This window comes from Gilliamella apicola, assembly GCF_003202655.1.
In the GTDB taxonomy this organism is placed as follows: domain Bacteria; phylum Pseudomonadota; class Gammaproteobacteria; order Enterobacterales; family Orbaceae; genus Gilliamella; species Gilliamella apicola_R.
In genome coordinates this window covers 214,444-228,581 of record NZ_QGLR01000010.1, presented here as the reverse complement: position 1 = coordinate 228,581, position 14,138 = coordinate 214,444, and the positions used below count along the sequence as shown (strand labels likewise).

Here is a 14,138-nt window from a genome sequence, read left to right as displayed (position 1 = left end):
TTTTGATTTCGCCCAATATGAATTAGCAGTTAAGTATGATAAAGGTGATGGCTTAGAACAAGATAAACAAAAAGCTGTATATTGGTATACAAAAGTAGCGGAACAAGGTAATGTTGGGGTACAATATGAATTAGCGGTTATGTATGATAAAGGTGATGGCATAGAGCAAGATAAGCAAAAGGCGGTATATTGGTATACAAAAGCGGCGGAACAAGGTGATGCTGAAGCCCAATACAATTTAGCGCTTTTGTATGATAAAGGTGATGGTGTTGAGCAAAATAGAACCTTAGCACAAAGCTATTATCAACAAGCCTGCGATGGAGATTCTCAAGAGGCTTGTAGTAAATTAAAGCAACTAACAGAATAATTAAATTGTTTAAAAAAACGCTTTAAATCACCATTTTTCACAAAAAGCACTCAATGAGTGCTTTTTCTTTTTTTCCCACAGAACAATAATGCGTTGATGCATTTTTAATTTGGCTCAAAATAGCCATTCTATTAATGATTTTTTATGAAAAACTCGTTATAGTTTTCTTAGATTTTTTATAAAAATCTTAATAATAATTTTGTATAAATTTTCTAAATACATTGGTAGTTAATATCCCTAAAAATCAGTTAAAAAGCATAAGTAAGTTTTCGTTGTTAATATAAATATAATAAAAGGAAAATTATGAAAAAAGGATTATTAATCATATTATCACTCTTACTTTCTTCTATTGTTTATGCAAATCAATGTAAAATATATTGGCTTATGGGAAGTAGTGAAGAAGCTTTTACTTCCTGTAAAGAAGAAGCTGAGCAAGGTAATGCTGAAGCCCAATTTTTTTTAGCATATATGTATGATGAAGGTGATGACATCGAACTAAATAAGCAAAAGGCGGTATATTGGTATACAAAAGCAGCAGAACAAGGCAATGCTGACGCCCAATATAATTTAGCGGTCATTTATGATAAAGGTGATGGCTTGGAACAAGATAAACAAAAGGCATTATATTGGTATACAAAAGTAGCGGAACAAGGTAACTCCATCGCTCAAAACATCTTAGCGAATAAGTATTATTACGGTGAAGGCACCGAGCAAGATAAACAAAAAGCGTTTTATTGGTATACAAAAGCAGCAGAACAAGGTAATACTCACGGCCAATATAATTTAGCGCTTATGTATAGTGACGGTGAAGGCATAGAGCAAGATAAACAAAAGGCAGTATATTGGTATACAAAAGCAGCAGAACAAGGTGAATTTAGCGCACAAAATAATTTAGCGGTTATATATAGTAAAGGCGATGGTATAGAACAAGATAAACAAAAAGCAGTATATTGGTATACAAAAGCAGCAGAACAAGGCAATGCTGAAGTCCAATTTAATTTAGCGTATATGTATGATGAAGGTGATGACACAGAACAAGATAAACAAAAGGCGTTTTATTGGTATACGAAATCGGCAGAGCAAGGTTACGCCAAAGCACAAAAAAATTTAGCGTTTATGTATAGTCATGGTGATGGTACCGAGCAAGATAAGCAAAAGGCGGTATATTGGTATACAAAAGCAGCAGAACAAGATGATGCTGAATCCCAATATAACTTAGCGCTTATTTACGATGAAGGAAACGGCATAGAGCAGGATAAACAAAAGGCGTTTTATTGGTATACAAAAGCCGCGGAGCAAGGCCAGTTTGCGGCGCAAAACAATTTAGGGAATATGTATTATAAGGGTGATGGCATAGAGCAAGATAAGCAAAAGGCGTTATATTGGTTTACAAAAGCGGCGGAGCAAGGTTCCCCCATTGCACAAAAAAATTTAGGGAATATGTATTATTTCGGTGATGGTACAGCGCAAAATAAGCAAAAGGCGCTTTATTGGTATACAAAATCGGCAGAGCAAGGTAATGCTGACGCTGAATATAATTTAGCGATTATCTATTATGAAGGTGAAGGCACAGCGCAGGATAAAGTTAAAGCTGCCTATTGGTATACAAAAGTAGCAGAACAAGGTGATGCTGAAGCACAATATCGTTTAGCGCGTATGTATGATAAAGGTGATGGTATTGAGCAAGATAAATCTTTAGCGAAAAAGTATTACCAACTAGCTTGTGAAGGGCATCTTGGAAAGGCTTGTAATAAATTAGAGCAACTAACAGAATAATTAAATTATTTAAAAAAACGCTTTAAATCACCATTTTTCACAAAAAAGCACTCAATGAGTGCTTTTTCTTTTTTTCCACAGAACAATCATGCGTTGATGCATTTTTAATTTGGCTCAAAATAGCCATTCTATCAATGATTTTTTATGAAAAACTCGTTATAGTTTTCTTAGATTTTTTATAAAAAATCCTATTAATAATTTTGTATAAATTTTATAAATACATTGATAGTTAATTCCTAAAATAACACTTAAAAAGCGTAAGTAAGTTTTCGTTATTAATATAAATATAATAAAAGGAAAATCATGAAAAAAGGATTATTAGTCATATTATCACTCTTATTTTCTTTTGCCGGGTATGCAAATCAATGCAGTGAATATTGGTACAAGGAAAATTACAAAAAAGCCTTTACTCCCTGTAAGAAAGATGCTGAGCAAGGTAATGCTGAAGCCCAATTTTTTTTAGACTATATGTATGATGATGGTGAGGGCACAGAGCAAGATAAGCAAAAGGCGTTTTATTAGTATACAAAAGCGGCCGAGCAAGGTAACGCATTACACAAAAAAATTTAACAAATAAGTATGAGATCATTATCATTGTGTATTACTAAAACTCTCGACATGAAAAATAGTCGGATTCAGTGTCGGGCAACATAAAATAGCCGAACTTGTTGAGCCAGCTAAGCCCAATTAAAGCACCATTATCCTCAATCGTACTATGTCATTTTGGCCGAGGAAAAGGGTTTGATAATTAATTGATAGTTGATTTGAGTTATTGGCTATCACTTGCTCATTCAGCCACAAAGCATGTCCTTACGATAATGTTGTTACTAAAGTGACATTTAAGACAATTACAACTTAATTTGTCAAAAATAAGGTATTCACCGATACCAATGAACTAAACCAATGAACTAAAACAATGAATCCAGACAAGGTTTTTCTGCTTATGCATATTGGTACTACAACAATCCGCTGCATTCCTCACTAGTTTTTTGATGCGACGGCATTTAACAAAACGTTATCCTTCAACTTTGTTGTATGAAGAAGTGTCGACATTGCAGTATGAGTTAAAATTGCCGATAAAGTATTTTCGATTCTGTGTGCTTAATATATCGTTATTGTTTAGAATATGAATTGGAATTTATAACCAATTATTATGCAAGAAAAGATTTCCTTTAAAAAATTGAAATTGATGATAGTAAACGATTTGATCTAAATAAAATTTTAAAGGGTTATAGTTCTTATCCTGATAACAAAATTTGTAGTTATGAATCGAAAAAACAACGAGTAATATAAAAATAATGAACAATAAAGAAAATTGTCAAAGCTTTAATTTAGCTTGTTTAGATTCCAAAAATCAAAGCATAAAAGCCACAATCAGTTTATGGACACAAAAAACTGATGATCCCGAAATATATGATCTGATTTTTAATAAAAAATATAAATTTACAGGTACTTATACAATTTATTTTATGAAATATATGGATGAACTTGGTAATATTTTTGTGAATAGTTCAGATAGGCTGAGTAATGCTTTTTATGGTTTGTGTACTAAAGTTGAAAAAAATAGCATAAAAATGCTTATAAAAGGCTGTTCATATGGATATTTTATGATACCTAGAGCTAATTATTCACTTTATACTGTCAAATTAGATTTAGGTGAAAGATTATCAAAAAATCCTATAAAAATTAATATTTTTTCGCCTGAAGAGAGTTCAGATAAAATTATAACTGTTATGGAATTACATCAATACTATCAAAAATGGCTAGAGAGTATTAAAGGTATCCCTTATTAGGGCTTATATTGCAGACAAAATGGCATAATTTTCTCGTTGATTTATGTACTAACAATCGGATATTTACATAGTGAAGATGGGTGTTTAAATCGTATACAATGCAGATAAAAAGAATACAGAATAAAAAATATATCAAATATGAAACATTATTTGATGGGACATTAGAGTTATTGTATAAACAGACTTTTATCTATGATATAGATAATGAGCAAATTGAAATTATTTTTTCCGATTTTGCCAATAATTACCTTTCAACATTTTCATTATTTAGCCAATCTATTTTGATAAGAAGAAATTTGATCAATATAGAAGATAAAAAATTGTTTTATAATCAAATAGTAGACCAATTAAAATTGAAATCTAAAACGCCTAAATATAACAATCCTGATGAATTCAAATGTTATTATGTCAAAAATATGGATTTCTCGCCGTGTTTTACTTTTAAAAGTATAAAAAACAGGTGGTTATTATTTTGTTTTGCGGTTTCAGAACTGAATTCTGGTAGATACGTAATTTTATTTTTGGGAATAATTGAAATAATAAAATAAAAACTAACTTGATTAAATTGACTAAACTATTTAGGTGTTCAGCTTAGTGATAAGTTCAAGATTATCGCCAGGAATAAAAACGTGTAAATATTTGTAGTAATAAGATTTATAGTAATAACATTTATGGTTATCTTTGGCAAAACAATGTGTTTTTGCATATAAAGCAATACTTTGATATTTAAATCTAAACTAGGATAGACTGTATAGTTAGGAAAATAGAGTTTCAATTTAATGACATGCAATTAAAATTACAATGGTAGCGTTTAATAGGCACTAACTAGGTGGAATTGCAACAATATTGAGAATTCAATAATTGATGATATTAATAATAATCATAAAAAGATTTCAACTTTTGATGTAAAGGTTATAAAAGTATATGTCTATGATGATAATCAATACTGATAAAATATAAGTTATATCAGTACTGATAAATAGAAAAAGTAACATTATATAAACGCTAAATAAAAAATTTATAATGATAGAGAAGTACTAAAATTTAAGGATTTAGATAATTTAGTCAGAGTAATATCTAATGAATGTCTTAGCAACTACACGTATTTCAATAATATAAAAAGTATCATTAAAGAATATCTTGATAGCGATGATGAAATGCAAAATTGAAGTTTTTCGTTAAATATCCAGCTTTGCTAAGAACCCATTTCATTCTCAGGAATGAGTGAGTAGGATTGTTAGAAAAATTATGTAATAAAAATAATATTTATTTTATTATCGAAAATTCAAAATGATAGATTTTAATTAGGATGCTTTGGTAGAAGAATAGATCTAATTGGTACGAGATCTGCCAATACTAAGCATTGAATAACGGTAATAAAAGTAGTAAAAAACTATAATAACCGTTGCAAAGTAGCTCGGTTAACAAAGAATAAGACAGGAATATTATTAAAAGTTGCTGTAGTTCGAAAACTTTTATCATATCAATTGCACTAATTATTAGTGCAAAGATATAGGTAATCTAATAGCATCAAGATAATTTCAAAATTTATGGATAATTTAATAGAAAGTATTAATGAAATTTTGCTGAGATTTGCAGAATTTCAAAGAAAATATTTGAATGAACAGCCATTAGCCACTGATGGATATGGATTAGATGTATTAAAGAATCTGTCTCAAAAAGAAATTGATAAAATAAATTATGATGAAAAGCATATATTTGATGATTTTGTTAACAATTATACTCTTCAAATTAATAATTTAAAAAATGATGATACGATAAAAAATTACATATCAGGTCTAGCTAGAATCTATTTTGAAAATGGAAAGGAATTTGATATGGCGCTTTTGCAAAAGATGGTATTAGTAGCAGAAATAATCATGAGAAAACGAGGAACAGTTAATATCTACAAGATTAAAAATCATTAATTATTTTCTCCAAACCAATATTTCAAATGTTAACTTTTTATTCAATAAACCAGTTCTATTTTTGATTAAATTTAGATAAATAGACTACCGATTTAGGATGATAGTAGTAAGCACAAAGGCTTAAATTTACAATTGTGTAACTGTTTTTAATTGTTACACAATATTGTAACTGTAGTGTTTGTGCTCAACTCTTATCAACTGTCGAGGTTTAATAAAGGTTTTGAGGCTTATCTTCTAGCAATTTCCTCAACATAGTGAGTAAAAACATTAAAAATCAAGCCTAAAATTATATTTATAACCTATATAAAGACACTGATTAATCGCCCTCTACTGTAATTTCAACGCTTGCACACTTTGCACTAAATCGGCAAGTTGGGTGACAATTTGTGAGCCGGTATTCGCATCATCGCCACCTAAACTTTTATTGCGCATAAAGTCACTTTTTATTTGTTGCCAGCGATTAGTCTCATCTTCCGTCATTACTCCACGAATTTCAGCCAGTTTCAGTAAGTTCTCTTCTGCGCCATTGGTGAGTAGTTGTGCCTCACCGAGGTAGTGATCATCAATAATTTGATTGAGCTCTGCATCATTCATGACGGATGACACTTTTTCAGCAAGTTTATTCATATTTCGATAACTTCCTTGCAGTTTAAACGCAGGTTCAGTTCGATATTTGTCTGATTGAGCCGCGCTTGCAATATATTGCTGATTAACTTTAAATACCACTTCACGAATTTTTAATAAATGACGTATTACGGCGACAATTTCACTAATTTCTGCTTGGCTATAGCTATAACTCATCTCATTGGTATTAAGTGGTTTGCCTTGTGCATGGTCAATAAACTGATAGAGATCATTTAAATCGCGTAAGGCTAATGGTGATAATGTTGCATTAGAGGTTAAGCAATTTTCAATATAACTGGTTGCAAATACTTCATCCATACCGCCGAGTACTTCACCTAAATTATAGATATCAGCTCGGTTGGCTAGCATGTCAGGTATTTTGAATACTTCGCCAGATTCTGTGTAAGGGTTACCAGCCATTATTACACAGAATTTTTTACCTCTCAGATCATAGGTTTTGGTTTTACCTTTCCAAACCCCTTCGATACGGCGAGAACCATCACATAATGAGATAAACTTCTGTAAAAATTCTGGATTGGTATGTTGAATATCATCAATGTAGAGCATAACGTTATTGCTCATTTCCAGTGCTAAATTGAGTTTTTCTAACTCCTGACGAGCGGTTGCATTTGGTGCTTGTTCAGGATCAAACGACAATACACTGTGACCTAATGCCGGCCCGTTAATTTTCATAAAAATTAAACCTAAACGATTAGCAACATATTCCATTAATGTGGTTTTACCATAGCCAGGTGGTGAAATGAGGAGTAATAATCCCATTAAATCACTACGACGCGTTTCTCCGACGGTACCCATTTGTTTGGCTAGATTGTCGCCAATGATTGGTAAATAAACTTGATTTATCAGTTTATTACGAACAAATGAGCTAAGTGGTTTAGCCTTGAATTCATCAAGATGGAGTGCTTCACGTTGGTTTACTAATATTTCTTGACGTAAACTTTGGTAGTGTTGGAATTGTGGGATAACCACTTTATATTGATAACGCATACGGCTAAAGAAGTCATCTAAATTAATATTTAACACGCCTTGATTAATGGTTGGGTGTTCACCGAGTAGATCGGTAATCGATACTTCAAGTTCAACCTCACTGATTGTTAGGCTATCTGCTTTATCCAAGATATTTAAAATTACAGCTTCAGCAATATAATTGTTTAGTTTGCTATACAGAGGTAATGTGCAAAGCCCTTTAAGCCAACTTTCGATTAGATTCCAACGTTCTGCTAATCTTTCATTAAGATTATTTTGTGATTGATTGAAATCACCCCACATATGCGATTGTTCAAGTTGATTTTTTAATCCATCAAATAATTGTTTGCTATATTTACTGAAAATAAATTGTTGTGGCGTTTGAGCTAATACATAGCAAAGATATTCAGACGCTTGTTTAATATGGAATGGCTGATGAGCAATTGGATTATCATTGAAAAATTCTGTCAATTGTTGAGAGATTTCCGCTTGAAGATTAATTATTCCTTCATCATGACTGAATAACTTTCGGATATCCATACAAGTTTTCGCACGTTCTGGCCAGAATTTGGCAATATCATTTTTTTGGTTATAGTGCCAATAAATAATGGCTAAGCTTCGTGCTAACGGGTTATAGCGCAGTAAACCAGCCGCTTCGCCAAGAGGAATCAATTTTGTTAGAATTTTAGCCGCATCGTGGTCATGAATCCCTTTTTCATAACCTTCACGATAGCGCATTGTGGCAAAATCACGCACTGTTTTATTAAGCGTTTCAGGTTGATTTAACTGGTTAGCTAAATCGACATAAGTTAATCCACTCTCTTTTTGTAAAGCAGCAGTAATGATCGAATAGGCGAGATACTCTGCACGGTATACCGATGGTGATTCTGATTCTAATGAAATCGTCCAAAATGGCTTATAGGCTTCTAATTGCTCATTGATTATTTTTTCTTGAAACTCAGTCCCAGTTAATTGCATAAACAGATGCTGATCTTTAGGCACTATGGTTAAATCAAGCTCTTGGGTATTAACACTAAATTTATGCCGTGGACCTAGTTTAATGACATTTCCACCAGATTCAAATATTTCCGATTTATCTCGTAAGGATCGTATGGCTTGATCTTGGGCACTTTTAAATTTGGACTCAATATCATCGGCTTTAACATTATCAAAAAGTGCTCTTAATTTTTCGACAATTTCACGGATTTTTTGCGCCAATGGGTCAGCAACAAAGAAAGCGTTAAGTTCATTTTGATCGGCAAATTTAGCGGTTCTTCTTGGGATGCTGTCTAAAATACGTTGTGCAGCGGTTAGTAGGGCATCCGTCCGTCTGGTTCTATCCTCTAATAACGCTTGTTTATGTGTTTCGAATGATTCTAGGATTTCTTCACGTTTAGTTAGAATATCATTAAGAAATTCCTCACTTTCACTAAATTGGTTCTCAAGCTCTTCTAGTTGTAGTAAAAGACGAGATAGCTCATCATCACATTTTTCTGGCGTGGTTGCCATACTTAGGGCATTGGCAATGCTTTGACCAAATAATTTAAATTGGGCGCCAAATTGTGCAACCATTTCAACATTGGCTAAATTTTTTCGTTTTTGTTGGATCTTAGCCTTTGTTTGGTTGAGTTTTGCATAGACTTCGGCAATGGATTCGATGATTCTGGTTTGTAAAGTAACATCATCAAATTTTAGGGTTGCGATTAATTGTGAAAGCATATCCAAATCAGCAGACATGGTTTCTGTAATTTCTACCGAATTGAGTAATTTCGCTACCGTATCTGCTTTGCTAAGCTGCTGCTCGATATTGTCAATTTTAACATTGAATGGTTCAAGCGCTTTATCACTTCCTAAAAATTCAGCAGTGGCTAATGAAACCTCACTCTGTCTGGTTTTTAGTTCATTTTCCATTTTATCGATTTGATTTAAATCGATGTAACGATAAGTTCTTAACGTGACTAAACTGCCAAGTTGCATTTTTATGGCATTTAATGCATCAACAAATTCTTGGGTTTCGTGCCAACTATCCGGATAAAGTTTGCTTAATAAATCTTGCTGATTAGAGAGAGCCTCACGCATCGCGCTTTCTGATTGACGACGAATACTTTCGACTTTTTCATATTCATCAATAACCAGTTCACTCGTTTGGGTAATATTACGCAGAATAGGGGAGAAGGCTAAATGTTTATCGTCATTGAGCCAAAAATAGTTATCGAAAAGTCTCTTGGTATCCTCACTAAGTTTGCTATATAGCTGTGAAGAGACGGTTTGGTTATCGATTTCACGCGAAATAAAGTAAAGATCTGAAATGCCGCGAACCAGTTCGGCATTACCTATTTTGCCAAGGAAGCTGTTATTAGTTGGTTGTTGTGCGGCAAATTCATCACTATAAAAAGGTGTTTGCCAAATCTGCATTGGATGTACCCGAGTTGGTTCATCATTTTCACCTTCAAAGACCACCATTCGACCATCTTCAAAAACCGCATATCCATGTCCTAATATCGGATTATCCAGTTTTCGTTCGATCATATTATAATTAAATAATGCTAATCGACCGTTAGTTGGATCATAGAAAATATATAACACATCCTCACCATTTGGTGAACGGCGAATACGTCGAAAACGCATGCCTGACATCGAATGGTCAAAAGTTTTATAATCACCATTTTGTAAGTAATATCCACCAGGAAATATAATCCCATGATCTTCAGGAAGTTGAATACATGCCTGTCCAATAAAGTCTATACGATGGACTTGTTGAGTTAAGGTGTTATATACAAGATAACGCCAATTTTCTTCTCGGTAAGGTAGGACTTTTAATAAGATTAATGATCCCACTTTAGCATATTCTATTTTCGCGTCATTAATTGATTGATTCTGATCAACAACTTCCTCTCGATAAATACCTAAACCATCATTGGTGTTATTTTCACATTTTATGGTTAAGTCGCCACCGATGGTTTCAACAAATACCGTATCAAGAACATTAACATGTGGAAATCGACCATTAACAATATTTTCACGGGTTGTTTCGATCCATTCAAAATCATATGCGGGTGGTAATGCGATGTCTCGTTCACCCCGATTATCGATATACTCAATGGTCTTTTTGTCACTTGATATGGACCATCTAAAAACTCGAATATCACTGATTCGCTCACCAATTTGAAAACTAGCGAGTAGTTTTCCATCACGTTCAACAAGCTGGAGTAGTTGAGCATTTTTATAATAAGTATACAGCTCATTAAAATCTTGGATAAATCGATCTATATTTAAGAATGTATTAGACAAATCAACTGGATCAGCCTCATAAGAGCCATCACGTTCTACTAATTGATAAAGGGAAAATACATCCTCTATTTTGGTTCCTTTTTTTAATCCTAAATAGACGTTATAACCAAATAATAGCCAGTCACCAAAACGAACAATATCCCGTGCGACACAATTATTTTCAGTTCTAATTCGAATACGACTAATGATGGACATGTCACTTTTACCAAACTCAGATAGCCTTTGTTGATTAAGGGCTTCCGTCTTTTGATTAAGTTCTTGTCCTAAAGAGGTTAAACGTTTACGAAGAATTTCATAAGCTCCGCCTTCCGCGACGGCTTTATCAATTGATGTTTGTTGCTGGTCTTGGATTTCTGACATGTTTTACTCGTTGAAATGATACTCAAATACTTAACGTTTAGGTAGGCATTTAATCCTACCTAAAACCGATTGGTCGTTGAATAAATAACTATTGAGATAGTAACTTACTCATTCTCATTATCGGATGACAAAAATTGTTGTGCTAACGCTTTTAAATCAGTGTTTTGCAACGTCTCTTTTAAATTGATTTTTTTGTTTCCCGATAAGCGAGCTAGTACTGATTGTAATGCTGATTGCAGTACTGGACTTTGGTTAACAGTTCCTTCAATCGCTTTACCAACGCTGATAGCTTTCGAGAAGCTATTGAAGAAGTTATCATTACCACCGACAATTTCAATATTTGCCTTACTGAATGCCGCAGCAAGAACATCAGCTTGTTCTCTAGCGATCTCTTTGTTAGCAGCAATCGCAGCCATAGCTTGTTCAAAGCCTTTTTCAAGTGCTAAGCGGAACTCTTCATGATTTTGTGATTGTTCATTCATGTTACCCATTGCTTGGAACTTCTCAACTAACCCATTAGCTTCGGCAGTTAATTTTTCACGAATGACTAATGCTTCACCACGAGCTTGAGCAGAAAGTTTTTCTTCTAGTACTTTTGCTTCAGTTAAACCTTGTTTTTCAATAGCATTGGCTTTGGCTTCAATTACTTTGGCTTCTGCAAAACCTTTTTCTTGATTACCTCTTGCTTCTGCTAATAATGTTTCAGCGGTAATGTTGGCTTTAACTAAACCTTCTTTTTCAATAGCAATAGCTTTAGCTTCAATTACTTTGGCTTCTGCTAAACCTATTTCTTGATTACCTTTGGCTTCTGCTAATAAGGTTTCAGCGGTAATATTAGCTTTGACTAAGCCTTCTTTTTCTTCAGCTTCAGCTGCTGCTTTACGAACTTTAGCTTCAGCCAGACCAATTGCTGCTTCTTCGGCTTCGATACCTTGAGCCAGTTGTTTTTTCGCTTCGGCTTGTTTTGCCGCGGCTTCTAATTCAGCTTGTGCCATAATGCTAATTTCAACCGCACGATGTTTTGATGATTGTTCATCTGCTTCAGCTTGTTTTACTTGTTTAACCAGCTCTTGTTCTGCTCTAGCTTCTGCTACAATAATCGTAGTCTGTTTTTCTCGATCGGCTTTGGAAACTTCACGTACTTCTTTAATGTGTTCTTCTTCAACGGCAACTGTTTTCTCAACCGCTATACGTTCACGAATAACATTGGCTATCTGTTTTTTTTCTTCTTCTAGCACTTTGTCTTTTTCAATTCGTTGTAGCTCTACTTCACGTTCACGAGCTACGATTTCAAGTGAACGAGCACGAGTAACCCGTTCTTCTTCAATCGCGATTGCTCTTAGGCGATTGTTTTGGGCAACCTCAACTTCACGTAAGCGATTTTCCTCTCTTACTTCAATTTCTTGTTGGGTTTGAATTCTAGCTTGTTCCGCTTTTAAACGTTCTTCTTCTTGGACTTTCAATGTTTCAGCGGCTTCTCTGGCTCGAATTGTTTCAATTTCACGTTTTTGACGAGCTTCAGCGTCAGCTTGTTGTCGTTCAAGTTCAAGTTTGGCTTCGATAGTTTCCGTATCTTTCTTTTTCAGCGCCAGCTCTAAGTCACGTTCACGTTTATTAGTTTCATCTTTATGGACAGCAGTGATGGCTGTAATTTTGTTGATACCTTCGGCATCAAAAATATTATCCGGATCAAGCGATTTAATTGGAGTTTGTTCTAAATAATCGATAGCAACATCTTCAAGGGCATAACCGTTAAGGTCTTTGCCAATTACATCAATGATACGTTCACGGAAATTCAAGCGGTCTTCAAATAGTTTTGCCAGTTCAAATTGTTTTCCTACGGTTTTTAATGCTTCTGAAAATTTAGCACTAAATAATGTACTAACTGCTTTCTGATCTGATGCGCGATCAACACCGATTGATTTGGCAACTTTAAGAACATCTTCGGTGGTTTCATTAACCCGCAAATAGAAAGCGACACAAATATCAGCACGAAGGTTATCTTGACAAATTAAACCATCTTTACCTCTTCGTTCTACATCAAAAGTGATCAACGAAATTTTCATGAACTCTTTTTTGTAGATGATTGGATAAACTAATGCTCCAGTAAAATGGACTTTAGGTTTTGACGTCATGTCATTAACGATAAGCGCGGTACCTTGCGGAACTTTTATATAAAACGCTTTAAATAATACGAAGAATCCAACAATTAATAAGAATAAACTTCCAACAATTACCAAAAAGTATATTATAGTATCATTGTTTGTAAACATATTTTTTCCTTCTCCAAATTAACTTTTATTGTCCATTAAAATCTTTTAGGCTAATTATCTCATAACAATTAGTATTTTCATCATAGTTGAGGATGACAGCTTTATCACCGCGATTAAACTGATAAGATTCATCGCATCTTACTTCCAAAATAAGACCAGCACCACCATCTTCACAGATAGCTTGTCCCTTAGTTTTGGTTACAGTACTTGAACGAATTTCGATAACTTGTCCTAATAATGATTTATGATTATGGGTAATCAACATCTTTTTAAATAGTGGACGAATTGGTTTAATAATAATGGCAGTCAAGTAGACAGCTAAGATGAATGCGATAATTAACAGTACTATGCCAGCTAAATAATAAAATAAGGTAAGATCATACAAAGGTAGGATTAATAGACGAAATGCGAAATAACAAATTGACCAGCCAATTAAAGATATTAATGTAATAATGAGTGTCATTGGTACTTCATTGAAGCCATATTTCATTAATAAACCACCGAATCCAGCCGGTGGCATATCACTACATGTATCAGTGACACTAATATCAAAATCCAGACAGTCAATAGTTAATAATCCTAATGCGGTAACAAACCAATATAAGATACAGATTGTTAACAATGCACTAAAGATAATCACGGGAAAAGAAAAAAATATTCCCAAAAATAGTTCCATTATATTCCCTTCATCTCGACAACAATATTTTAACTAATTAATTATTTTATACTTGTTTTTTGA

At 33.5% G+C, this 14,138-nt stretch carries 9 protein-coding genes; 6 read left to right on the top strand and 3 right to left on the bottom strand.

Translation table 11 applies throughout. The annotated features are described in order from the left end of the window. From DKK70_RS09220 to DKK70_RS09195, 6 genes are all read left to right on the top strand, one after another. A partial coding sequence (locus DKK70_RS09220; protein WP_146210859.1) for a tetratricopeptide repeat protein occupies nt 1-367 on the top strand: 367 nt, incomplete at its 5' end. 303 nt (nt 368-670) lie between these two features. After that, on the top strand, nt 671-2,143 hold the full coding sequence (locus tag DKK70_RS09215; protein WP_110433738.1) for a tetratricopeptide repeat protein: 1,473 nt from the start codon (nt 671-673) through the stop codon (nt 2,141-2,143). Between the two features lie 303 nt (nt 2,144-2,446). Next, nucleotides 2,447-2,665, top strand: a complete 219-nt coding sequence (locus DKK70_RS09210; protein ID WP_110433737.1) for a sel1 repeat family protein — start codon at nt 2,447-2,449, stop codon at nt 2,663-2,665. A 776-nt stretch (nt 2,666-3,441) separates the two neighbouring features. Next, nucleotides 3,442-3,936, top strand: a complete 495-nt coding sequence (locus tag DKK70_RS09205; protein WP_110433736.1) for a hypothetical protein — start codon at nt 3,442-3,444, stop codon at nt 3,934-3,936. Nucleotides 3,937-4,034: 98 nt separating this feature from the next. Next, nucleotides 4,035-4,484 (top strand): hypothetical protein, encoded by a 450-nt coding sequence (locus DKK70_RS16735; protein ID WP_110433735.1) that lies wholly within the window; start codon nt 4,035-4,037, stop codon nt 4,482-4,484. Nucleotides 4,485-5,486: 1,002 nt separating this feature from the next. Further along, nucleotides 5,487-5,864 carry a hypothetical protein gene (locus tag DKK70_RS09195; RefSeq protein WP_110433734.1) on the top strand — a complete coding sequence of 126 codons (378 nt, stop codon included), beginning with the start codon at nt 5,487-5,489 and terminating at the stop codon, nt 5,862-5,864. 327 nt (nt 5,865-6,191) lie between these two features. On the opposite strand, the gene DKK70_RS09190 is transcribed toward DKK70_RS09195, so the two are convergent. From DKK70_RS09190 to DKK70_RS09180, 3 genes are all read right to left on the bottom strand, one after another. Continuing rightward, a complete protein-coding gene (locus DKK70_RS09190) occupies nt 6,192-11,126 on the bottom strand; it encodes a DNA repair ATPase (protein ID WP_110433733.1) in 4,935 nt (1,644 codons plus the stop codon). A 104-nt stretch (nt 11,127-11,230) separates the two neighbouring features. Next, nucleotides 11,231-13,399, bottom strand: a complete 2,169-nt coding sequence (locus DKK70_RS09185; RefSeq protein ID WP_110433732.1) for a hypothetical protein — start codon at nt 13,397-13,399, stop codon at nt 11,231-11,233. A 25-nt stretch (nt 13,400-13,424) separates the two neighbouring features. Then, on the bottom strand, nt 13,425-14,075 hold the full coding sequence (locus tag DKK70_RS09180; protein ID WP_110433731.1) for a hypothetical protein: 651 nt from the start codon (nt 14,073-14,075) through the stop codon (nt 13,425-13,427). Between the last annotated feature and the right edge of the window lie 63 nt (nt 14,076-14,138).

Bases quoted from the DNA above. Each gene is read 5' to 3' on its own strand.
- DKK70_RS09215 (WP_110433738.1), top strand. From the start codon at position 671: ATGAAAAAAGGATTATTAATCATATTATCACTCTTACTTTCTTCTATT.
- DKK70_RS16735 (WP_110433735.1), top strand. From the start codon at position 4,035: ATGCAGATAAAAAGAATACAGAATAAAAAATATATCAAATATGAAACA.
- DKK70_RS09185 (WP_110433732.1), bottom strand. From the start codon at position 13,399: ATGTTTACAAACAATGATACTATAATATACTTTTTGGTAATTGTTGGA.
- DKK70_RS09195 (WP_110433734.1), top strand. From the start codon at position 5,487: ATGGATAATTTAATAGAAAGTATTAATGAAATTTTGCTGAGATTTGCA.
- DKK70_RS09190 (WP_110433733.1), bottom strand. From the start codon at position 11,126: ATGTCAGAAATCCAAGACCAGCAACAAACATCAATTGATAAAGCCGTC.
- DKK70_RS09180 (WP_110433731.1), bottom strand. From the start codon at position 14,075: ATGGAACTATTTTTGGGAATATTTTTTTCTTTTCCCGTGATTATCTTT.
- DKK70_RS09210 (WP_110433737.1), top strand. From the start codon at position 2,447: ATGAAAAAAGGATTATTAGTCATATTATCACTCTTATTTTCTTTTGCC.
- DKK70_RS09205 (WP_110433736.1), top strand. From the start codon at position 3,442: ATGAACAATAAAGAAAATTGTCAAAGCTTTAATTTAGCTTGTTTAGAT.